Origin of the sequence: Actinomyces sp. S6-Spd3 (assembly GCF_000758755.1) — a bacterium.
Taxonomy (GTDB): Bacteria; Actinomycetota; Actinomycetes; order Actinomycetales; family Actinomycetaceae; genus Pauljensenia.
In genome coordinates, this window is sequence record NZ_JRMV01000281.1 from 569,259 (window position 1) to 591,427 (window position 22,169).

Annotated in this window: 18 protein-coding genes; all 18 read right to left on the reverse strand. The window is 55.4% G+C overall.

From position 1 onward, the window contains the following. Positions 1-10: 10 nt before the first annotated feature. The 18 genes from HMPREF1627_RS09695 to HMPREF1627_RS09780 all read right to left on the reverse strand — a co-directional run bounded on the left by HMPREF1627_RS09695 (position 11) and on the right by HMPREF1627_RS09780 (position 22,164). Entirely contained in the window at positions 11-1,966 is a 1,956-nt protein-coding gene (locus HMPREF1627_RS09695) for a DEAD/DEAH box helicase (protein ID WP_199805890.1), read from the reverse strand. Between the two features lie 220 nt (positions 1,967-2,186). Continuing rightward, positions 2,187-3,542, reverse strand: coding sequence for a histidine--tRNA ligase (gene hisS, locus HMPREF1627_RS09700; protein WP_034503466.1), 1,356 nt, complete (start codon positions 3,540-3,542; stop codon positions 2,187-2,189). A gap of 45 nt (positions 3,543-3,587) precedes the next feature. Beyond that, a complete protein-coding gene (locus HMPREF1627_RS09705; protein WP_199805891.1) occupies positions 3,588-4,319 on the reverse strand; it encodes an MBL fold metallo-hydrolase in 732 nt (243 codons plus the stop codon). Between the two features lie 8 nt (positions 4,320-4,327). After that, complete coding sequence (locus tag HMPREF1627_RS09710) at positions 4,328-5,641, reverse strand: DUF349 domain-containing protein (protein ID WP_034503469.1); 1,314 nt, start codon at positions 5,639-5,641, stop codon at positions 4,328-4,330. Positions 5,642-5,802: 161 nt separating this feature from the next. After that, positions 5,803-8,112 carry a RelA/SpoT family protein gene (locus HMPREF1627_RS09715; RefSeq protein ID WP_034503471.1) on the reverse strand — a complete coding sequence of 770 codons (2,310 nt, stop codon included), beginning with the start codon at positions 8,110-8,112 and terminating at the stop codon, positions 5,803-5,805. A 42-nt stretch (positions 8,113-8,154) separates the two neighbouring features. Further along, positions 8,155-8,697 (reverse strand): adenine phosphoribosyltransferase, encoded by a 543-nt coding sequence (locus HMPREF1627_RS09720; RefSeq protein ID WP_034503472.1) that lies wholly within the window; start codon positions 8,695-8,697, stop codon positions 8,155-8,157. Continuing rightward, positions 8,694-9,764, reverse strand: a complete 1,071-nt coding sequence (gene secF / locus HMPREF1627_RS09725) for a protein translocase subunit SecF (RefSeq protein ID WP_034503474.1) — start codon at positions 9,762-9,764, stop codon at positions 8,694-8,696. The genes HMPREF1627_RS09720 and secF overlap by 4 nt, the downstream gene beginning before the upstream one ends. Beyond that, on the reverse strand, positions 9,761-11,716 hold the full coding sequence (gene secD, locus HMPREF1627_RS09730) for a protein translocase subunit SecD (RefSeq protein WP_034503476.1): 1,956 nt from the start codon (positions 11,714-11,716) through the stop codon (positions 9,761-9,763). Before secD ends, secF begins: the two co-directional genes overlap by 4 nt. 29 nt (positions 11,717-11,745) lie before the next feature. Beyond that, complete coding sequence (locus HMPREF1627_RS09735; RefSeq protein ID WP_034503479.1) at positions 11,746-12,123, reverse strand: preprotein translocase subunit YajC; 378 nt, start codon at positions 12,121-12,123, stop codon at positions 11,746-11,748. 102 nt (positions 12,124-12,225) lie between these two features. Continuing rightward, entirely contained in the window at positions 12,226-13,260 is a 1,035-nt protein-coding gene (ruvB, locus tag HMPREF1627_RS09740) for a Holliday junction branch migration DNA helicase RuvB (RefSeq protein ID WP_034503482.1), read from the reverse strand. Continuing rightward, entirely contained in the window at positions 13,250-13,843 is a 594-nt protein-coding gene (gene ruvA / locus HMPREF1627_RS09745; protein WP_034503484.1) for a Holliday junction branch migration protein RuvA, read from the reverse strand. Before ruvA ends, ruvB begins: the two co-directional genes overlap by 11 nt. A gap of 43 nt (positions 13,844-13,886) precedes the next feature. Continuing rightward, the gene (gene ruvC / locus HMPREF1627_RS09750) at positions 13,887-14,516 is read right to left on the reverse strand and encodes a crossover junction endodeoxyribonuclease RuvC (protein ID WP_034503487.1); all 630 of its coding nucleotides are present in this window, start codon (positions 14,514-14,516) and stop codon (positions 13,887-13,889) included. A 2-nt stretch (positions 14,517-14,518) separates the two neighbouring features. Beyond that, positions 14,519-15,115 (reverse strand): pyridoxal 5'-phosphate synthase glutaminase subunit PdxT, encoded by a 597-nt coding sequence (gene pdxT / locus HMPREF1627_RS09755; protein ID WP_034503489.1) that lies wholly within the window; start codon positions 15,113-15,115, stop codon positions 14,519-14,521. Further along, the gene (gene pdxS, locus HMPREF1627_RS09760) at positions 15,109-16,011 is read right to left on the reverse strand and encodes a pyridoxal 5'-phosphate synthase lyase subunit PdxS (RefSeq protein WP_034503492.1); all 903 of its coding nucleotides are present in this window, start codon (positions 16,009-16,011) and stop codon (positions 15,109-15,111) included. Before pdxS ends, pdxT begins: the two co-directional genes overlap by 7 nt. Before the next feature lie 3 nt (positions 16,012-16,014). Next, positions 16,015-16,776, reverse strand: a complete 762-nt coding sequence (locus HMPREF1627_RS09765) for a YebC/PmpR family DNA-binding transcriptional regulator (protein WP_034503495.1) — start codon at positions 16,774-16,776, stop codon at positions 16,015-16,017. Between the two features lie 421 nt (positions 16,777-17,197). Next, positions 17,198-17,860: a histidine phosphatase family protein gene (locus HMPREF1627_RS09770; RefSeq protein WP_034503498.1), complete on the reverse strand. Its 663-nt coding sequence runs from the start codon at positions 17,858-17,860 to the stop codon at positions 17,198-17,200. A 15-nt stretch (positions 17,861-17,875) separates the two neighbouring features. Beyond that, positions 17,876-20,830, reverse strand: a complete 2,955-nt coding sequence (locus HMPREF1627_RS09775) for a bifunctional [glutamine synthetase] adenylyltransferase/[glutamine synthetase]-adenylyl-L-tyrosine phosphorylase (protein WP_034503501.1) — start codon at positions 20,828-20,830, stop codon at positions 17,876-17,878. After that, on the reverse strand, positions 20,827-22,164 hold the full coding sequence (locus tag HMPREF1627_RS09780; RefSeq protein ID WP_034503504.1) for a glutamine synthetase family protein: 1,338 nt from the start codon (positions 22,162-22,164) through the stop codon (positions 20,827-20,829). The genes HMPREF1627_RS09775 and HMPREF1627_RS09780 overlap by 4 nt, the downstream gene beginning before the upstream one ends. Between the last annotated feature and the right edge of the window lie 5 nt (positions 22,165-22,169).

Sequence of the window (22,169 nt, forward strand, 5' to 3'; positions counted from 1 at the left end):
CTCGTCCGACTCAGCGACCGAAGCGGCGCTTAGCTACCTTCTTCGAGGCTGACTTGCGCTGCGGCTGCGCAAACCGACCACCACGCGTCGAACGTTCGCGATCCCCAAAGCGACGCTCGCCTCGGCGATCATCAAAGCGGTGCTCCTCAGAATGCGGAAGATGACGCCCGCGTCCCCGATCGAGGCGATGGCTACCTTCTCGGGATTCCTTACGCGCAATCGGACTCTTCTTAGGCGCGTGTGATTTGCCATCGGGGCCTTCATCGACACGGATTCGCAAGGCTCGTCCAGAAACATGAGCCTTGGAAATGCGCGTCATGGAATCTGCACTGAGATCTGTGTGAATCTCAACCAAAGAGAAAGTCGGGTAAATATCGATGTGGCCGATATCTGCCCCTGAAATACCACCTTCACCGGTGATTGCACCGACGATGGCACCGGGCTTGACGCGGTCCTTCTTACCGACCTCAATGCGGTAGCGAGTACCGGTTCCCACCGCGTGACGAGGCGTTGTCGAAGTCTTACGTCCCTTAAGCGGACGCTCACGATCACGGCCGCCTTCAAAGCTCGCCCGAGCAAATTCTCCGGACTCATCGAGTTCTTCTTCGCGGCGAATCTTGCCGTTTCCGCGTCGGTCGTCAGCAATTCGTGCACTCGGGCCCTCATCACCGACCGCATTGGCTAAGAGAGCGGCAGCGATATCTTCAATCTCAAGAGAGGTCGTATCGTGAATTTCGTCAAGAAGCGTGCGGTATAGATCCAAACGCCCCTTCTCGATTCGCTCGCCAATCGAATCTAAGATCCGGCTGGCTCGGAACTGGGAAACCGCAGCGGGAGAAGGAATCTCAACTTCCTCCATCTGAGTTCCGGTGAGCTTTTCAATCTTGCGAAGACGAGAGTGCTCACGAGGCGTGAAGAAGGTGAGCGATCGCCCCTGACGTCCCGCGCGCCCTGTTCGTCCGATTCGGTGAACGTAGGCCTCAGCTTCACGAGGCACATCGAAGTTCACGACCAAACCAATACGTTCGACATCGAGGCCACGGGCAGCAACGTCGGTCGCGACCAAAACGTCCAAGGACCCATTCTTCAACCGCTCGACCATGCGCTCGCGCTCGGTTTGCGCGACGTCACCAGAAATACCGGCCGCTTTAAATCCTCGAGAATTCAATTCGAGTGAAATCTCTTCGACATCAAGGCGCGTGCGGACAAAAACGATCGCTGCGTCGGATTCTTCGTTGCTCTGGTGCTGCGCTCGCGTCGCTAGGACCCGTGACAAAGCACCGATCTTGTGCTTGTAGGGAACCACCGCGTAGGTCTGGTGAATAGTATCAACTGTCGATGACTCTTCGGATACAGCGATCTTGAGGGGATCCTTGAGATGCGTCTGTGCGATCTTTTCGATTGCGGCGGGCATAGTCGCGGAAAAAAGCGCAGTGAGGCGATCGGAAGGAACAGAAGACGTGATGGTTTCAACGTCTTCCGCGAATCCCATACGAAGCATTTCATCAGCTTCGTCAAGGACAAGCATTGAGACCCGGCTCAGATCCAAGGCACCCTTTTCGATCAGATCAATGACGCGCCCCGGTGTTCCTACAACAACTTGAGCTCCGCGCTTGAGCGCGCCAATCTGCGGTCCATAGGCGGAACCACCGTAGACCGGGACAACATCGATATCACGACTATGAGAAGCAAAATCCGAAATTGCCTGTGCGGACTGCATTGCCAGCTCACGCGTGGGGGCAAGAACAAGTGCCTGCACATGGCGTTCATCTGAATCAATCACGGCAAGAAGAGGCAAGCCAAAAGCAGCGGTCTTTCCCGTGCCAGTCTGAGCGATTCCAACGACATCGTGCAGTTCGAGAAGTGCAGGAATTGCCTCAGCTTGGATCGGAGTGGGAACTTCATACCCCATCTGGGTAATGGCTGCGAGAAGATCATCGGGGAGGCCGAGATCAGCAAAGGTCATTTCAGTGGCGTTTTCGGGCGCAGTGGACACAAGTTTCCTTACAATTAGCGTCGCTCTGGGTCGACTTCACGGATGACGCGCGACCCCACACCGTTTTCACCGCCGAGACGCACTCGACCACCATTGGGTTGCGCCTCGTTGCCTTGCAAGGCTATCAGTTACTTGGGCGTGAAGACAGCGGTGCCTCCGGTGAGATCGCACACCGAAGGCACCCTGAAGCTTAGTCGTTCGAGTCTTGCGTAGGAACAACCGAGGGATGAAGGTCTTCTGCCGGAGGCTGCCAATTGTAGATATCAGCTTGAACCTGCTCACCTGAACGGATGTCCTTGACGGTATCCGCTTCGCCTTCGCTTCCCGGGAACCATACGAAGGGAATCCCCCGCTTGTCAGCAAACTTAATCTGTTTGCCAAACTTCGCCGCACTGGGGGCAACATCGGTGGGAATCCCGCGCTTGCGCAGGATCGTCGCCAGAGCATTGCAGTGTTGACGCTGTTCTTCGTCAGCAACTGCGATAACAACGCAGGTCGGCACCTTACGAGAAGCTGTCACCATGTCCTGTGAAAGGATTCGTGACACCAAACGAGACACGCCGATAGAGAGGCCGACACCGGGATAGCTTCGCTTTCCGTCCTTGGCAAGAGAATCGTAACGTCCGCCGGAACAGATCGATCCCAAGTCCTCGTGCCCAACGATTTCGCTTTCGTAAACGGAACCCGTGTAGTAATCCAGTCCACGAGCAATCTTCAGATCAGCCAGAACAACACCCGGCATCGCTGCCCCAGCCTGCTCAACCAATGCGCACAGTTCATCCAAGCCCTGAGTGAGTGTTTCACTCGATACGCCCAGCGCATTCACCTCCGAGCGCAGATGCTCGGAATCCTCGGTACGGATCTGCGCCATACGCAAGAGCACCTCGATTTGCGGCTGCTCAAGCCCGGCCTCGGCAAGCTCCTCAGCCACACCTTCGGGTCCAATTTTATCGAGCTTATCGAGGCCGCGAAGTGCAGACTCAACGTCATCGACGCCGAGGCCCTCACAAATTCCCTGGACAACCTTGCGGTTGTTGACCAAGACGTGAACGGGAGGAATCGGCAAAGACATCAAAGCTTCTGCCATGACCAAGGGCAGATCCACTTCGTAGTGGAAGGGAAGCTCGCCCAGACCAACAACATCAATATCTGCCTGAGTAAACTCGCGGAAACGACCGTCCTGTGGGCGTTCACCGCGCCAGACCTTTTGGATCTGATAACGCTTAAACGGAAAATCGAGCTCGTTGGCGTTCTCGATCACGTAACGCGCAAAAGGAACAGTCAAGTCAAAGTGAAGGCCCATTTGGCGCTCCTTTGAGGAACGTCCACCTTCTTCCTTCAGTGCTTGAAGACGGTCCAGAACGTAGATTTCTTTCGAGGTTTCACCCTTGGATTGAAGCTGCTCAAGAGTCTCGACAGCTCGAGTTTCGATTCCCGCAAATCCGTGAAGCTCGAAAACCGAACGAATGTGGTCCAAAATCGCCTGTTCAACGATGCGCCCCTGCGGGAGCCACTCTGGGAAACCTGAAAGTGAAGTACGTGCCATGAGTCCTATTCTTTCACGCGCCGGCTCACATGTCGGCGCAAGTACCTAACCGATGCTTCGAGCGCGCCTAAGGTAGGCGTTTGACTCCAGCTCATCCCCCATGGTCGTTGCAACCGAGTGTCCAGGGAAGAGAATCGTCTGCGGGTCGATCACATTGGCGAGCGTACGCAAGGAATGACGCATTTGGGTCTCGTCACCACCGGGCATATCGGTTCTGCCAACAGAGCCCGCGAAAATGACGTCACCACTGAGCGCCCAAGGAACAACGACCTCGGTATCTAAAGCGCGAGTACCGTTCCAGAACACAGTGAGCTCCGATGCGCCCAAAAAGAGCGCTGAACCTTCGGTGTGTCCGGGGGCCGGAACCATACGCAAGTAGACACCTCGAACGTACTCGAGAGTATCGACTGGGCATTCCTTGATGAGCGCAGGCTTTACCCACGGTACATTCACTTCCTCAGGAAGAGGAAGGCTCACGTACGAGGCCGGGTCATCCAAGCGGTACACGTCAGGACTCGGGATCCACACCGGAGCCGGACCATCTGGTGCCCACGAGGCGATCTCTGCGCAATCCCAGACGTGGTCGGCATGGCCGTGTGTCGCCAGCACCGCACCCACGTAGGCGTTGTCTTCCTCCAGTGCCTCTCGAATCTTGTCACGAGCACCAAACGAAGGGTCGACAACAAGAGACTGAACCGGCGCACTACCTTCGCTTCTGGGCGAAATGACGTAGCAATTCGCACCATAGAAGGGTGTTGGGATCACATGGATCCGAATTCCCTGACTCACGAGAGCGTCGAAGAAATCTGGTCGAACCATGCCTTCTTGGTTTCCAAGGCCTGCGTCAACTCACGAACTCGAGCATCGTCACCCTGTGCCTTAGCGGTCTCAAGGTCTTCGCGCAGCTGCTCAAGCTGTTCTTCAAGTTGTCCAAGCATTCCCGTTGCACGCGCGCGCGTTTCGGGATTTGTTCGACGCCACTCCGCTTCTTCCGCCTGGCGCAAAGCATCTTCAACGGCGCGCAGTCGAGACTCGATCTTTCGGAAGTGCTCAGAAGGAACACGACCGATCTCTGCCCAACGATCCTGAATCGAACGAAGCGCAGACTTGGCTTCCTCATGGTTCGTGATGGGAAGCAGTGCTTCAGCTTCCTTGAGGAGCTCTTCCTTTGCACTCAAGTTCGCCTGGTACTCGGAATCAACTGCAAGATCATTACGGTGACGAGCATCAAAGAAGGCCTGCTGAGCGGAACGGAAACGTGCCCACAGCGCGTCGTCTTCACGGCGGGACGCTCGCGGTGCGCGCTTCCACTGCTCCATCAGGTCGCGGAAAGCAGCGGAAGTTTCACCCCAGTTGGTGGAATCCTTCAGCGCCTCGGCACGAGCAATAATTTCTTCCTTCACGCGCTTGGCCTGGCCTTGGCGCTCATCAAGTTCAGAGAAGTACTGACGGCGACGGCGGTCAAACTGCGTACGGGTTGCCGAGAAACGCTTCCAGAGCTCGTCCTCAGTGCTTTTATCGAGGCGCGGACCCCTGCGCTGCATCTGCTTCCACTCTTCGAGGAGATCTCGAAGCAGCTGACCTGATTGCTTCCAATGAATCTTCGAAGATTCCTTTGCCAAAATCGCTTCAGCACGCTCGACCAGAGAGATACGTTCGGCAAGTGCCTGTTCCTTTGCGAGGCGACGCTCTTCCTTTGCCTCTTCCTTACGTGCCTGGGCACGTTCTTCGACAGCGGCTACGCGCGCACGCAATGCCGGCAAATCGCCAATTGCGTTAGGAAGGGCAACTGCCTCCTTGAGGGTTGCTAAAGTCTGGTCAATTTCCTTGGGACCAAGTGAAGCGAGTCGATCTTCGAAAAGCTTGATCGTAGCTTCAAGATCTGCGTAACGACGCGTATACAGAGCAAAGGGATCTGCGGGCAGGCCTTCGGGGAAAGAGCCAATCATGCGCTCTTCTTCGCCGTCCTTAACCCACACATTTCCCTGCGAGTCAATCCGACCAAAATCGGTCGACATTTCCTGGGTTCCTGGTTGTTCGACAGTACGTGCAGCGGCAACTTCAGGCTCAACGGCCTGCGGTTCAGGCGAAGTGGTCACGATATTCCTTAGAGGTTGGGACAGTTTCCCATCCGACGCGGTGCGTGGGGGCTCCACACAGGCATACCATCAACGGTACGCATCCATCCTAAATGAAATAGCCGCCAAACTCATAAAAAAAGGTGTGACGTTTCACTAGGATTCCACGAAGCGATACGCACTTACTGCGCCGCAGAGGTCGATACTCGCACCGCTTCGAAAACCCCGTCAACCCGACGCAAAGCAGATAGCACAGCATTGAGGTGACTGATCTCTGCCAATTCAAAGCTGAAACGCGCCGTCGCAACTTGATCACGCGTCGACACCGTCGATGCCGAAAGAATGTTCACGCGATAATCGGTCATCACCTTCGTCATATCAGCCAAGAGTCCTGGCCTATCCAAGGCTTTCGTCTGAATCTGAACGAGATACTGGGCATGTGAGTGCTCACCGCTCCACGACACGTCCACGAAACGCTCCGGATGTAGTCCCTGGAGACGGATCGCATTGGGGCATGAACTCTGATGAACTGACACACCCTGGCCGCGGGTAATAAAACCGATGATCTCATCGCCCGGCACAGGCGTGCAGCAACGTGCAAGCTTGACCCAAACGTCATTGGCATTCATACCCGCGACAGAGACGCCCTGTCCCTTCGCACTGTACTCGCCAATTGTCGCTCGATGGCTTCCGGGGGTAATCGCTTCGGAGAGAGTTTCCTCTGTTCCGTCTCCCCCACCGAGGTTTTCAACGAGCTTCGTGACGATGCTTTGCGCGGAAATATGACCGTCACCAACGGCTGCATACAGTCCAGAAATGTCGGGATATCCCAAAGAGGTAGCAACAGAGAGCAGTGAGTCGTGACTCATCAAACGCTGCAGAGGCAAGTTCTGCTTACGCATAGCACGCGCAATGTGTTCCTTGCCCGCTTCGACGGCCTCTTCCTTACGTTCGCGCGAGAACCAGCCCTTGATCTTTGAGCGCGCTCGTGGCGATGCAACAAAGGCCAACCAGTCTCGCGACGGACCCGCTTTATCAGATTTCGAAGTGACAACTTCAACGGTCTGGCCCGATTCAAGTCGCGTATCAAGAGGCACGAGGCGCCCATTGACCTTCGCGCCGACCGTATGGTGACCGACTTCGGTGTGCACCGTGTAAGCGAAATCAACCGGCGTTGCCCCTCGCGGAAGGACAACGACCTCGCCTTTGGGGGTGAAGACATAAACCTCTTCACCGGAAATCTCGTAGCGAAGAGAATCTAAGAATTCTTCGGGATCGCCGGTTTCCCGTTCCATATCGACGAGCGCACGAAGCCAGTTCATCTGTTCGTCAGCACTCATTCGATCCGACTCAAGCGAATTCGCGTTCGGATTCTGCTTGTACTTCCAGTGTGCGGCGACGCCGTGCTCGGCGTGCTCGTGCATCTCGTAGGTGCGGATCTGAATCTCAACCGGACGCCCGCCGGGACCAATCACCGTCGTATGCAGCGACTGATAGAAGTTGAACTTCGGCATGGCGATATAGTCTTTGAAGCGCCCGGGAATCGGGTTCCATCGACCGTGGAGCGCTCCCAAAACCGCATAACAGTCGCGAACTGTCTCAACCAGCACGCGCACCGCGACCAGATCAAAGATCTCATCGAAGGCTTTATTACGAACGATCATCTTTTGATAGATCGAATAGTGGTTTTTAGGTCGCCCGCTCACGGTACCTTGAGTTCCGGACCTGCGTAGATCTTCTTCAATCTGGGTGATTACTTCGCGTAGGTAAACGTCTCGCTCGGGAGCGCGCTCGGCAACGAGATGATCGATTTCCTCGTAGATTTCGGGATAGAGGACCTTGAAGGAGCGTTCTTCAAGCTCCCATTTGATCATGTTCATTCCGAGGCGGTGTGCCAGCGGAGCGTAAATCTCAAGCGTTTCGCGCGCCTTCTTCTTTGCAGATTCGACCGGTACGAAACGCCAGGTACGAGCATTGTGGAGGCGATCAGCAAGTTTGATGAGCAAAACACGGATGTCACGACTCATCGCGATAATCATTTTGCGCAGAGTCTCCGACTGGGCGTTTGCTCCGTAACGGATTTTGTCGAGCTTTGTCACGCCGTCGACGAGCTGTGCGATTGCGGGACCAAAATCCGCGGTGAGCTGTTCCAAGCTGTAGTCGGTGTCTTCAACGGTGTCGTGCAAAAGAGCGGCAGCAAGCGTTGGCGAGGTCATACCAACCTCAGCCAAAATCGTGGCGACGGCGACCGGGTGAGTAATGTAGGGTTCCCCGCTCTTACGCATTTGCCCGCGATGGGCTTTTTCTGCCGTACGATACGCTCGCTCGATCAGTGAAATATCGGCTTTCGGGTGATTTGCACGGAGGGCGCGGATCAGAGGTTCAATCTCGGGTGTCGTCGTCTTTGAACGAGCACCGAACCATACAAGTCCTGAACGCACACGTGACCCGGCCGCGGGCGGCCGGGTCACATCGTCTTTTTGCTCACTCATTCCTCAATGATACAAGTGATCTGCGGGAATGAAAGGCCCGAATTAGAAAACGACAGCAGTTTCAACCTTCACGTGAGGCTCCAGCTTTGTACGTCCCTTCAACGCCTCAAGCTCAAGCAAAATAGCAACGGCTTCAATCTTCGCGCCACACTGCTCAAGCAGTTTCACAGATGCCGCTGCAGTTCCACCCGTCGCCAACACATCGTCGACGACAAGAACACGTGCACCTTCACGAACGAGGCCCGGATTGAGCTCCATACGTGCGCTTCCGTACTCGAGATCGTAGTCGATACCGATCACCGGACCGGGAAGCTTGCCTCCCTTTCGGACCGTGATCATGCCAATTCCAAGAGCGGTAGCCAAGGGAGCAGCGAGGATGAAGCCTCGTGATTCCAAGCCTGCTACTGCATCAATACGACCGCGGTAGTGATCTGCGAGAAGCTCGACGAGCTTCGCAAAGGCTTCTCCGTCTGCAAGCAGCGGTGTGATGTCGCGGAACAGCACTCCTTCCTCGGGGAAGTCTTGAACCTCTCGCAGGTGGCTCAAGACCAAATCACTGACAACTTTGCCGAGCTCAGCGCTCATCGGCGGGCCTTCTTCCTCTTGGGTTGGGCATCATTTGCGAGGCGTCGACCGGGCTGGACCGGTGCAACGCGGACATGGTCGCTGCTGCCGCCGTCGCGTTCACGCCGACGGGCAACAATTTCATTGTGTTCCTTTGTAGAGGCACGGCGTTCTTCAAGCATAACCAGCAAAGGCGAGGCGATAAAGATCGACGAGTACGTACCGACGATCATTCCGACAAACAGGGCAAGCGAGATATCGGTCAGCGTTCCCGCTCCCAAGAGCAAAGATCCGATGATCAAAATGGATCCCACCGGGAGCAAGGCAACGATGGAGGTATTCAGCGAACGAACCATCGTCTGGTTCACAGCCAAGTTCACCATGTCGCCATAGGTGTAGCGGTTCTGATCATTGATTCCCTTGGTAAGCTCACGAACCTTATCGAAAACCACGACGGTGTCGTAAAGTGAGTAGCCCAAAATTGTCAGGAAGCCGATGACCGTTGCCGGCGAAACCTCAACGCGGGTAACCGCGAAGAAGCCAAGAGTCATCGCAATATCGTGGAAGAGCGCAAAAATCGCGGCAACCGACATTGTCCATGACCGGAAGTAAACCGTCATCAAAACGGCAACAAGAGTCAAGAAAATGATCAGTGATTGAGCAGCCTTCGCCGTCACGTCACGTCCCCAAGAGGGGCCAATTGAAGCGGATTGAACATCGCTGGCGTTGACGCTGTACGCCTGAGCCAAAGCCTCGCGAACCGCAAGAGTCTTCTGAGAATCCAAGGATTCCGTCTGAACACGGATACCGTCGACGCCCACCGAGGAGACGCGAACTTCAGAGGCCAAGTTGGCCTTCTGGATTGCATCGTATGCCGGCTGCTGCGAGGTGTTGGTCAGACCGGTCAGTGTAAATTGCGAACCGCCGGTAAATTCGAATGAACGGTTGAGGCCAAGAATGGCAATCAACACGATGCACACAGCAATAACGGCGTAAGCAGCTCGGACAAAGATCCGACGCTTAGGCACGATCGCATATGACTTCTCACCCGAGTACAGGGCATTGCCCCACTGCGCGTAACTCATCATTGGTCTTCTCCCTCCTGCTTGTCCGAAACCTCAGGTGTGGCAGTTGCCTCCGCCTTTTCTTGCTCCGCCAAACGGGCAGCACGTTTGCGCTCGGCAAGTGACAAGACTTCACCATCTGCGCCCAGCTGCTCAGATTCGGAACCCTGCGCTGAAACAACCACACGGCCTCGGCCGGCATAAGTAATTGCCGAGCGCGCACCCAAGTGCTCGGGATCGAGACCCGAGAGCTTGTGTCCCCCACCGAAGAACTCGGTGCGAATGAGAAGCTCCATCATGGGGTGCGTGAAGAGGAAGATCACGACCAAGTCCACGACCGTTGTCACACCCAAGGTGAAGGCGAAGCCTTGAACACCACCGACAGCGAGGACGTAGAGAACAACAGCTGCAACAAGGTTGACCGCATCGGAGACCAAAATGGTTCGCTTCGCACGATCCCAGCCTTCATCAACCGCGGCACTGAGTGGACGTCCATCGCGGACTTCATCTCGGATACGTTCGAAGTAGACGATAAAGGAGTCCGCAGTAACACCGACAGAAACGATCAAGCCCGCAATGCCAGCAAGTGACAATCGATAACCAACGGCCCATGAAAGAACCGTGATGACCAGATAGGTTAGGCATCCTGCGACAAGCAGCGAACCTGCTGAAATAACGGCAAGGCCACGGTATTGCCAAATCATGTAGAGGACAACGAGAAGCAGACCAATGAGGCCAGCCCACAGACCCTTTTCAAGATGCTCAGAGCCGAGCGTTGCAGAAATCTGCTGTTCCGATTGAACTTCGAAGTTCAAGGGCAAAGAACCGAAGCGCAACTGGTTGGCCAAGGCTGAGGCAGTCTTCGCGGTGAAGTTACCCGAAATCTGGGCCTTACCGTCCGTAATGACCGCATTCATCGAGGGAGCAGTAATCACCTGTCCATCCAGCACCACCGCAAAGTGGTTGCGATCAGGCTTGCCGTAGCTCTTACCGCCCTCAGTATCTTGGCTGAGATCGTAGAGCCGCTTCGATGCCTCAGCGAATTGCTTCGCGCCCTCGTCGTTGAACGTGAGGTTTACGATCCATTCACCGGTCGTGTGCCCCTGTTGGTTCACGCCCATTCCGGCGCTTGCATCGGCAAGATTGGCACCCGAAACGTCAACCGGACCAAGAAGGTACTTAATGTTCCCATCCGCGTCACAAGCAGCGTAGGGCTTATCCGCGGGGGCTTCGGTGCGTCCGCCACGAGCAGTGGTGCAGTCCAAAGTGAAAAGGTCATAGCGAGCCTGCTCGGTGGCCCACTTCAGATCCGAGTTACTCTGGGGATTCTCGCTGGGTGTATCAGAAAGAACGCCGTCTTTATTGATATCGGCAAGTTCCTTAGCGCGTTCTTCGCTCAGTGCGGTAGTGACTAAGCTCGGGCTTGCAGACGCCGAAGGCGATGCGCTCTCCGAAGGAGAAGCGCTCTGAGACGCCGATGCAGACTCCGAAGGAGAAGGAGACTCACTGTTCTGAGGACTCGTCACTTCCGCACCCTGGCTTGCAGAAGGCGTAGGTGTTCCCTCCGACTGCTTGACTGCGGGAAGCATCGCCAGAACCGGACGGAAGTTCATCTGCGAAGACGAACGAATCAAATCCAAGGTTTCCTGGGAAGGAGTACCGGGAATCGACACAGAAATATTGCTCGAACCCAGAGAGGAGATTTCCGACTCTGACACACCGGATGCGTCAATACGCTGGCGAATGATGTTGATCGCCTCGGTGATATCGCTTTCAGTAACCTCTCGGTCGCCCTGTCCCGTCGAAACTGGGGTCAAAATGAGCTGCGTTCCACCTTGCAGGTCCAAAGCCAAGGAAGGAGTGTAGGAAGCACCCTTGTTCGTCAGTTTTCCGACGACAAGCGAGGCTGTCCCGAGAACAAAAATAAAGATGAGAGTAAAGAGTGCGCGCCATGGATGGCGCTTTTGAGTTTTCACGATGGGCTGCCTTTGGGTCCCTTAGGGGATTACTTCGTGTCGGTGGGGTTTTCCTGCGAATCCAAGCCGAGGATGGGTTCTTCTTCCGGCTCTTCTTGCGTATCGTCCTGGTTGTCAGACTCACTGCCTTGGAAGGGAAGTTCTTCAGCAACTTCAAGAACTGCGCGCTGATCCCAGTAGGTTTCGGAGCCGCCGGGAGTTTCAAGAATGATGATCTCGCCGTCTTTGTCAACAAAGCGTCCCCAGAATCCGCAGCGCATGCGAACCCACGCACCCGGAACCATCATTTCGTTGCGACGTCGTTCTGCTTCTTTTTCTTGCTCCATCATGCGCTTGCGGGCACGAGCATTCATCACAAACATGGCAACGACTGCGATGGCAAGGAAGAGCAGGAATTTATAATCCACGGTGTGTCTTTCTTCTAGGGGCAGATACGCACGATAACTATCCGCATACAGTCTAATAGCTACGCTTGGTTTTCGGTGACATACCGTCCGGGTTCACAAAAATCACTCAAAAAGCGTCGATTCAGGCGGCGGAGTAAGCCCTAAGTGTTTCCAAGCCTTCGCCGTCGCCATGCGCCCGCGTGTCGTCCGCAAAATGAAGCCTTCACGCACCAAATAGGGCTCCGCAACCGTCTCGACAGTTTCTGCTTCTTCTCCAACCGTGACAGCCAAAGTGGTCAGTCCCACCGGTCCCCCGGCAAAACGACGGCACATCGCATCCAAAACGGCGCGGTCAAGTCGGTCCAAACCAAAGGCATCAACTTCAAAAAGCTCGAGAGCTCCCCGAGCGGCCTCAAGAGTGAGTTGCCCATTTCCACGTACCTGCGCAAAATCGACGACTCGCCGCAGTAGACGGTTTGCGATACGGGGAGTGCCTCGAGAGCGTGAGGCAATTTCATGGGCAGCCTGTGCATCGATGGGTGTAGCGAGAAGATCAGCAGAACGCTTCACGACCATCTCTAGGTCTTCAGTCGAATAAAACTCCAGATGTGCCGTAAAGCCGAAACGATCGCGAAGAGGCGCCGGCAAAAGCCCCGATCGCGTCGTTGCTCCGACGACAGTGAAGGGGGGAAGGGTCAAAGGAATTGAGGTTGCCCCGGGTCCTTTTCCTACCACCACGTCAACGCGGAAGTCTTCCATCGCCAGGTAGAGCATTTCCTCGGCTGTGCGTGCAAGACGATGGATTTCGTCAATAAAGAGGACATCGCCTTCTTGAAGGCCGGACAAAATCGCCGCAAGGTCACCGGCATGTTGGATAGCGGGACCAGAAGTCAGTCGCAGTGAGGTTCCCATCTCCGCTGCAATAATCATGGCCAGGGTCGTCTTTCCTAGCCCGGGAGGGCCAGCAAGAAGCACATGGTCAGCGCTCGCGCCTCGTGCCCGAGCAGCATCCAGCACCAGTTGAAGCTGATTGCGCACGACACTTTGACCAACAAACTCACTGAGACGCTTGGGGCGAAGTGCGGCCTCGGCAGCCCTCTCGAGTTCTCCGGCATCCGGAGCAACAATGTTGATCGAGGGCTCAAATTCATCGGCCATTAGCGCCTCCCAGCTTCATGAGTGCAGCCCGCAAAAGATCGGAAGCGTTAAGCCCGTTTCCACCGAGCTCAGACAGGACGCTCTCCGCCTTTGTTTCATTCCATCCAAGCCCGATGAGCGCGGCCTTCACTTCTGCTTCAACCACCCCGGCTGAGGGGGCCGAGGCCTCGGGAAGCTGCGCAGGAAGGCCAAGTTTGTCGCCCAATTCGACGAGCATTCGCGAGGCGACTTTCTTTCCAACTCCCGGAATGCGCGAAAGCGTTGCGGTATCTTGATCAGCAACGGCTCGGCGCAGATCATTCGGGCTGAAGACCGACAGAGCAGCTAGTCCAATTCGAGGTCCAATTCCGGTCACGGACATGAGAATCTCGAAGACTTTTCGTTCTTCTTCGGTCTTAAAACCATAGAGAGTCAATGCGTCTTCGCGAACAATTAAGTGGGTGTAGAGCTCAACCTCATCACCCTTGTGCAACTCGCTTGCCAAGGGCGGAACAATGAAGACCTTAAAGCCAAGTCCCCCGTAGACCACGACAACATCGTCGACGCCAACTTGCGCCACTGTGCCGAGAACTCTGGAAATCATGACTTCACCTCAAATCGATGGGACCGAACATACGTACGATACCCTAGCTACGCCGCCGCCTGGGATCGACCGCGCCGGTGCGGCGCTGAGCCGCTTGCGCTTGTGCCCACATTTCTTGTGCGGCAGTCAGCTGTCCGCGCGCAGAGAGCTTTCCTGAAGAGGAAACTGCAACCGTCGAATCCGATCGAGCTCCAAGAAGTCCGGTCCCCCGCCACGCATGGCAGATCGCTATCGCGAGGGAGTCCGCAGCATCTGCAGGCTTGGGTGGCTTATCTAATCCGAGAATACGAGCAACCATATGCTGGACTTGCGCTTTGTCGGCATTGCCGTTTCCCGTGACGGCACTTTTCACTTCGGATGGAGTATGGATCGCCATCGGCAGCCCCGCGCGCCCCGCTGCAGCAAGGGCTACGCCCATAACCTGCATTGTTGTCGAAACGGAACGCAAATTGTCTTGTGCAAAAACCTGCTCGATGGCAACCACCTCAGGATGGTAGAGCCCAATGACGCGATCAATCGCATCGGCAATCTTCGCCAATCGAAAATGCTGAGCAAGCTCAGTTGACGAACGCGCGACGCCAACGAAAACCATCGAGGCACGACGAGTCGCATCGACGTCTACAACGCCGAGTCCACACCGCGTAATACCTGGGTCAATACCCAATACCCGCATCTTCAGGCTTCTCCGCGGATCATCCGTACGAAAAGGTCATGGAATCGTGAGTCTGAGCCAATCTCCGGGTGGAAAGAGGTTGCCATGGCCTGGCCGCTGCAAACAGCAACAATGGGGCCATCAGGTAGATTCCCCGCGCGGGCAAGAACCTTCACGTCATTGCCGACCGACTCGACCCAGGGAGCACGGATAAAGACCGCCGGGAAAGGTGCGCCTTCAATCCCGTCGATGAAAAGATCTTCTTCGTACGAATCGACCTGCCGCCCAAAAGCATTGCGGCGCACAACCATATCGATCGCGGCAAAGGAACGCTGGTCGTCTCGGCCGTCAAGGATATGCGTAGCGAGCATAATCATTCCCGCGCAGGTCCCGTAAACGGGCATCCCCTCCGCGATTTTCTTCGATAGCGGATCGAAGAGGCCGAAAGACAGAAGCAGATTCGACATGGTCGTCGATTCCCCACCGGGAATAACGAGGCCGTCGACAGCGTCTAGTTCACTTTGACGTCGCACAAGGACAGCGCGGGCGCCGGATTCTTCCAGCGCCCGCACATGTTCTGCGACATCGCCCTGAAGGGCAAGGATGCCGACCGTTACCATCCGCGTTCAGCCAATCGATGGTCGACGGGAAGATCGTCAACGTTGATGCCAACCATTGCCTCACCGAGGCCTCGGGAAACCTCAGCAATCACGGCGGGATCATCGTAGAAGGTCGTTGCCTTGACGATTGCGGCCGCACGCTTCGCGGGATTGCCGGACTTAAAGATGCCGGAGCCCACGAAAACGCCTTCTGCGCCGAGCTGCATCATCATTGCAGCGTCCGCGGGAGTAGCAATACCGCCAGCGGTGAAAAGAACCACGGGAAGGCGTCCTTCACGAGCAACCTCAGCGACCAGCTCATAGGGAGCCTGCAGTTCCTTCGCGGCAACGTAGAGTTCGTCTTCAGGCAGTGAGGTGAGACGGCGAATTTCGTCACGGATCTTACGCATATGCGTAGTCGCGTTCGATACATCGCCGGTGCCGGCCTCTCCCTTGGAGCGAATCATTGCGGCGCCCTCGTTGATGCGACGAAGAGCCTCGCCAAGATTGGTCGCACCACAGACGAAGGGAACGGTGAAGTTCCACTTGTCGATGTGGTGGGAGTAATCCGCAGGGGTCAAAACTTCTGACTCGTCGATGTAGTCGACGCCCAAAGACTGAAGAACCTGAGCTTCGACAAAGTGGCCAATGCGAGCCTTTGCCATGACCGGGATCGAAACGGCATTGATGATGCCGTCGATGAGATCCGGGTCAGACATGCGGGCAACGCCACCTTGAGCGCGGATATCAGCGGGAACGCGCTCAAGTGCCATAACGGCAACTGCACCTGCGTCCTCGGCAATCTTTGCCTGCTCAGGAGTAACGACGTCCATAATGACGCCGCCCTTGAGCATCTGAGCCATGCCCCGCTTCACCTGCGGAGTTCCGACCTCGCGTGTGGTCGTCTGCTCAGTCATCCTTTACTCCTCTTCTTCCAGCTGGGCGCGCACCTCATCGGAAAGAGACATATTCGTGTAGATGTTCTGCACGTCGTCTGAGTCTTCGAGTGCATCGATCAGCTTGTTGACCTTAAGAGCGCCTTCGAGGTCAAGTTCAACCTCGGTAGAGGCAACGAATTGAGTTTCGGCCGAATCGTAGTCAATACCGGCTTCCTGCAGCGCAGTGCGGACCGCAACGACATCACTGGGATCACACTCGATGACAAAACCCTCGCCGAGGTCTTCGACTTCCTCTGCTCCAGCGTCAAGAACAACTTCCATCAGCCGGTCTTCATCAACGCCCTCAGCGGCAGGAACCTCAATGACACCACGCCTTGAGAAGAGATAGGAAACAGATCCGGGATCGGCAAGAGAACCGCCCTGACGCGTGAAACCAAGGCGAACATCGGATGCCGCACGGTTACGGTTATCGGTCAAGCACTCCACGAGGAAAGCAACACCATTGGGGCCGTAGCCTTCATACATGATGGTCTCGTAGTTTGCGCCGCCTGCTTCTGCACCCGAGCCGCGCTTGATGGCGCGCTCGATGTTGTCTGCGGGAACAGAGTTCTTCTTCGCCTTTTGAATAGCGTCGAAAAGGGTGGGGTTACCGGCAGGATCGCCACCACCTGTACGAGCAGCAACTTCAATGTTCTTAATGAGTCGTGCGAAGAGCTTACCGCGCTTGGCGTCAATCGCCGCCTTCTTGTGCTTGGTAGTCGCCCACTTAGAGTGTCCCGACATTACTTCTCCCTTTTGGGCTGGATTAATACTGTGTCAGTCTACAGCGCATCCACAAACTTCCCCACCGGGCACGCGTTTTATGGGACAATGCCACAGATCTGTCAGTGAGCTTGCACTGCGAACCAGACGCATCATCGTGGGAGGATTCACCATGGCTTTGGGACACGGTATTGAGCACGCGGTGTGCTCAACGCGAGAGTGTGAGAATCCCGCGGAATTTCTCATTGAGTGGTCGAATCCCAAAATTCACACCGGCCGCACGAAAAAATGGCTCGCGTGCCCAGATCACAGGCAGTTTCTCATCGACTATCTCAGATACAGAAATTTCCCTTACGAGGTCAGCGATTTCCCTGTCTCCCCCACGCCTTCAGATTTCCCCGCCCGCGAACAATAATTGCCGAGGCCGCGGGGGCTACGCGCTTTAGCCCAGTTGATGCCCGTCCCAGCTCAGCGCCTTCAGATTGGCAACTTCGCCAATTCTCAGCTGACGAAACTCGTCAATATTGGCCTCAAAAACCGCCATTCCCGTATTTGACATGAACTGGGTGGGGCTCACACCCAGGCGAATATCTTCGCTCAGCACTGCGGAAAGAACTCGGATTAACCCGCCGTGCGCAACGATGCCGCCTACTGCCTCGTCTCCCCCCGAGCGGTAAGCACGCTCCATGACATCACGAATAATCGGCACGACGCGACCAAGAAACTCGTATCCATCTTCTGCCCCGGGCATGCGATGAGCAAAGTTGGCGTTCATCCACGCATAGCATGCTTCGACATAGACACGGATTGCAACCGGGGAAGAGGACATTTCATAGTCCCCTGCTGAGACCTCCCGGATCTGCGCGCTCACCTGGGGTTTCACACCATAGCGCGTACACAGGGGAGCTGCGGTCTGTCGCGTCCTCGTCATTGCTGAGACTGTGAGGGCATCGAGGCGGTCACCGACTTCCTTGGAGAAGCGTTCGCTCAGCGATTGGGCTTGTGATTGTCCGAGGTTTGTCAGGGGAAGTCCGGGAAGCCGCGTATCCAATGCCGCCGAGAGATTGGCAGCTGTTTGCCCGTGTCGAATAAGTACTAGCTTCACGCGTTTTCTCTTCTCCTAGGTAATATCCCAGAACAGTTTCTCAAAAAGTGTGCGGACTTTGCGCGAGGCGGACAGCCACTGATCAATCATCTGAGAGCGACTCTCACGCGAATACCCCATCAGCATTGCCAAAGCGACAAGTTGATCAACGTTCGATGGTAGAACATCATTCTTGGACGCCGATGGGCCTGTTGCGATTACTTTCAAGCGTCGAAGACGCTGTGCCATCGTCCATGTTGATTCGATGAGATTGTAGGACTGAGAGGATAGATGTCCGTCTTTACACAATGCATCAAGGGCACGTTTGGTTGAGGCAACTCGAAGAGAAGGATCGTCATATCCCCATTGCAGTTGGAAGAGCTCCACGAGCCATTGGATATCCGATAGCGCACCCGGACCGAGCTTCACGTGCATTCGCGGATCGATTCCACCGGGAATTCGTTCGCGTTCAACACGCACCTTCATGAGCTGAATCTCTTGCTTCTCGGTGGGACTCAGAGCGTTCGAATAGCAATATTCTTGGACGAATTCCCATAAACGATGCGCATTCGGACCACCTGCAAGGGGACGAAGGCGCACGAGCATTTGTTTTTCCCAGCTTTGCGCCCATTTCTGGTAATAATCAATGTAGGATTCGCAGCTGCGAACTAAGGCACCGTTTTTCCCCTCCGGGCGCAAGTTGAAATCAAGAGCCACGGCAAGTGCCCTGCTGGGGCGCGCAAGCAGCTGCTTAAGTCGAGTCAAAAGAGTGTGAGCTACACTCGCCTCTTCACTACTGGCCTCGTCATTCATGATTGCGATGACATCAAGGTCAGAGGTGTACGTTAATTCTTGCGCACCGTAGCTCCCCAGAGCACACAGCTCTAGGCCGAGTACCCCGCACTCATCTGCTTCACGTTCGATCAGGGTTTCAAGCGACGATTGAAGGCAAACATCCGCGATACTCGAGAGCGCTTCACCGATGCCCGAAGTGTTCCCTGTAACTTCCCGCAAGGCGATTCGAAGTACTTCTCGAGTCCGAATTAAACGGATTTTTTCGACAGCGTCTTCGGTGCTGGCCGCGCGCCTTGCGGTTGCAAGCATCTGTCCGCGAAGAGTTTCTTGAGATGGAGTCTCCAGTAACTCTGGCGAATCAAGCCAGGACACCGCCTCGGGAAAGAGACGGAGAAGCGCACCAAGCCACTCGGAAGCAGAAAGAACTCGACACAGCTGCGACGCAGCGAAATCACTGTCTCGCAAAAGCGCCAAATACCAGTGCGAATCGCCGATTTCTTCGGAAAGCACACGAAAGTTCAATAAACCCATGTCGGGGTTGGCCCCATCGGCAATCCACGATAAAAGCACTGGAAGCAAGTGGCGTTGAATCATCGCACGTCTGCTGGTTCCCGTGCTCAAAGATTGAATGTGCCCCATAGCGCTACGTGGGTCCAGATAACCGAGTGCCCGCAAACGTTCCATAGCCTGTTGCGGATCCAAACGGATCAGGTCATCATCGGCCTGCGCGCTGGCTGCAATGATCGGCCGGAAGAATACAGAATGATGAAGAGCGCGTACCTGTCGGCGAAGTGAACGCAAATACTCGTGAAGATCATGCGTGCTTGTATCAGTGCCATATAAAGATCGCACAAGGCGCTCAAGTTGAGATTGAGAGTGCGGAAGATTGTGTGTGCGATGCATACGCAAAAGTTGCGAGCGATGTTCCAGAGTACGCAGATAGGCGTAGCTCTCGCGCAAGCTTGCCGCGTCACTGCGGGCAATGTATCCCTCGGCGCTCAGTGCGTCGAGTGCATCGAGGGTTGAGGCTTGGCGAATACGCTCATCGTTTCTGCCGTGGACCAGTTGCAAAAATTGAACAGAAAATTCGATATCGCGCAATCCGCCGACGCCAAGTTTGAGTTCTTGATCCCGATTCTTTTCTGGAACGGAACGCTCGACCTGCAGGCGCATACTGCGAACTTCATCGACAAATCCGTCACGCGCAGAGGCCTCCCAAATGAAGGGAGAGGCAAGCCGTAGAAATTCCTCACCTGTGCGTTGGTCCCCCGCGCAGGGACGCGCTTTAAGAAGAGCCTGAAATTCCCAGTTCTGAGCCCAACGTTTCCAATAGCTATGGAATGAATCGAGGGTACGCACGAGCGCACCATCGCGCCCTTCTGGACGAAGATTTGCGTCTAAACTCCACAGGGGTGCTTCACTGGCCGGACTTGAGCACACTGCGTTGATGATATTGGCCATCTTGGTCGCACGTTCAAGCATTTCAGCGCTTTGTGGCTCTCCCCCGTTTTGCTGAGCGGGAAAATCACCGAGGACGTACATGACGTCAACGTCGGAAATATAGTTGAGTTCCTGTCCCCCCGTTTTCCCCATTGCAATGACACATAGAGGGATCTGCCTGCACCTGTCTTCAAGACATTGCGCGATGTAGAGAGCAGCTTCAAGGGCTGCATCTGCGAGATCTGAAATCCGACGAGCAACTGATTGGAAATGCTGCGGAGCACAGGGATCTGGGGACAAGAGATCGTCGGCAACTATCTCAAAGAGTGCGCGCCGATAAGCGCTACGCATGACGCACGCCGCAAAGCTCCACGCGTTTGAGTCTTCGCCTGCGCAATCTTCTTCCCAACCCTGCGGAAGTACCCGGCGCAGATACTCAACTATCCCGAGGCCGCTCGGCGGTGGCGGCATCGTCAAAAAATCGGGGTGCTGTAGGAGGTAGTCACCCCACCACGAGGAAAAACCTACGACCGCGGCAAATCGACACGCGGCCTCGGCATCAGAATTCAAGGCCTCGATGAGTTGCGGGCACTGATCAGCAGCACGCGCGCACACGAGCGCGAATTGCTCGATATCCGCGCACTTTTCAAGAGCATGGCCAAGATCTTCAATAAGCAGACCACTCTCGTCGAGAAGCGCACGGACGCGCTCGGGTTGATGTACGCCCCAGCGACGAAGATCCTGGTCAGAGATCATCCATTGACCTTAAGGAATTGCCGCAATTCCCCGGGGGTAATCTGACGACGGTATTCGCGCCACTCACTCTCTTTTTCACGCAAAACGTGCTCAAAAACCTGCTCACCCAAAGTTTCAGCGACAAGTTCTGATTCGCGCATCGCACGCAAAGCATCAGAAAGAGAAGAAGGCAGCGGGTGAATTCCCAAAATCTGTCGCTCGGTATCACTGAGCTGCCAGACATTGTCTTCGGCCTCGTCGGCGAGTGACATTTTCTTCTCGATGCCATCAAGTCCGGCCCTAATGAGTACAGCAAAGGCAAGGTAGGGGTTGGCAGCTGGATCGAGGCCTCGGAATTCAATACGCGCACTGGTGGTCTTCGTGGGCTTATATGCCGGAACGCGAACGAGTGCCGAGCGATTATTGTGTCCCCAGCAGATGAAGGAAGGCGCTTCTCCCACGCCCCACAATCGCTTATAGGAATTCACGTGTTGGTTGGTAATTGCTGCAATCTCACGCGCGTGGTGAAGCAAGCCAGCGATGAAATAGCGCCCAATTTCGGAAAGCTGGTAGCGTCCCGAAGGATCATAGAAGGCGTTCTCATCACCTTCAAAAAGCGAGAGGTGCGTGTGCATTCCCGAACCTTGCTGATCGGCGAAAGGCTTGGGCATAAAGGTTGCGAGCATTCCCTCCGAGAGTGCGACCTCTTCGATGAGGGTCTTCGCCGTCATGATGTTGTCAGCAGCGCGCAGCGCGTCAACTGCACGCAAATCCACCTCATTTTGTCCAGGACCCGCTTCATGATGTGAGAACTCGACTTGAATTCCCGTATCTTCCAGGGCATGAACAATCTTGCGGCGAAAATCGTTGGATAGCCCGCGCGTGACATGGTCGAAATAGCCAGCCTGGTCAACGGGTTCGAGGTGGTTGATATCCACGGGCTGGCGTAAAAGATAGAACTCGATCTCAGGATGAGCGAAAACAGAAAACCCCATCTCCGAGGCGCGCTGAACCGCGCGTTCGAGCGCGCCTCGGGGATCGGCGGGAGAGGGCAGCCCATCGGGAGTCAGAACATCGCAGAACATTCTTCCGTGGACGTCGCCCTCACCTTTGTTATGTAACCGTTGGAAGGTTGCAGCATCAGGACGTAAAAGCATGTCGGATTCGTAGACACGAGTCAGTCCTTCGATTGAAGAACCATCGAATCCGATCCCTTCAGCAAATGCCTCTTCGAGTTCTCCCGGGTCGATGGCGACCGATTTGAGAACGCCTGCGACATCCGTGAACCATAAACGAATCAGACGAATGTCTTCTTGAGCAACGCTACGAAGGACTTGTTCCTGATGCTGTTTCATCTGTC

Bases quoted from the DNA above. Each gene is read 5' to 3' on its own strand.
- hisS (WP_034503466.1), bottom strand. From the start codon at position 3,542: ATGGCACGTACTTCACTTTCAGGTTTCCCAGAGTGGCTCCCGCAGGGG.
- HMPREF1627_RS09775 (WP_034503501.1), bottom strand. From the start codon at position 20,830: ATGATCTCTGACCAGGATCTTCGTCGCTGGGGCGTACATCAACCCGAG.
- HMPREF1627_RS09765 (WP_034503495.1), bottom strand. From the start codon at position 16,776: ATGTCGGGACACTCTAAGTGGGCGACTACCAAGCACAAGAAGGCGGCG.
- HMPREF1627_RS09695 (WP_199805890.1), bottom strand. From the start codon at position 1,966: ATGACCTTTGCTGATCTCGGCCTCCCCGATGATCTTCTCGCAGCCATT.
- HMPREF1627_RS09780 (WP_034503504.1), bottom strand. From the start codon at position 22,164: ATGAAACAGCATCAGGAACAAGTCCTTCGTAGCGTTGCTCAAGAAGAC.
- secF (WP_034503474.1), bottom strand. From the start codon at position 9,764: ATGATGAGTTACGCGCAGTGGGGCAATGCCCTGTACTCGGGTGAGAAG.
- ruvA (WP_034503484.1), bottom strand. From the start codon at position 13,843: ATGATTTCCAGAGTTCTCGGCACAGTGGCGCAAGTTGGCGTCGACGAT.
- ruvB (WP_034503482.1), bottom strand. From the start codon at position 13,260: ATGGCCGATGAATTTGAGCCCTCGATCAACATTGTTGCTCCGGATGCC.
- HMPREF1627_RS09720 (WP_034503472.1), bottom strand. From the start codon at position 8,697: ATGAGCGCTGAGCTCGGCAAAGTTGTCAGTGATTTGGTCTTGAGCCAC.
- ruvC (WP_034503487.1), bottom strand. From the start codon at position 14,516: ATGCGGGTATTGGGTATTGACCCAGGTATTACGCGGTGTGGACTCGGC.
- pdxS (WP_034503492.1), bottom strand. From the start codon at position 16,011: ATGACTGAGCAGACGACCACACGCGAGGTCGGAACTCCGCAGGTGAAG.
- HMPREF1627_RS09715 (WP_034503471.1), bottom strand. From the start codon at position 8,112: ATGAGTGAGCAAAAAGACGATGTGACCCGGCCGCCCGCGGCCGGGTCA.
- pdxT (WP_034503489.1), bottom strand. From the start codon at position 15,115: ATGGTAACGGTCGGCATCCTTGCCCTTCAGGGCGATGTCGCAGAACAT.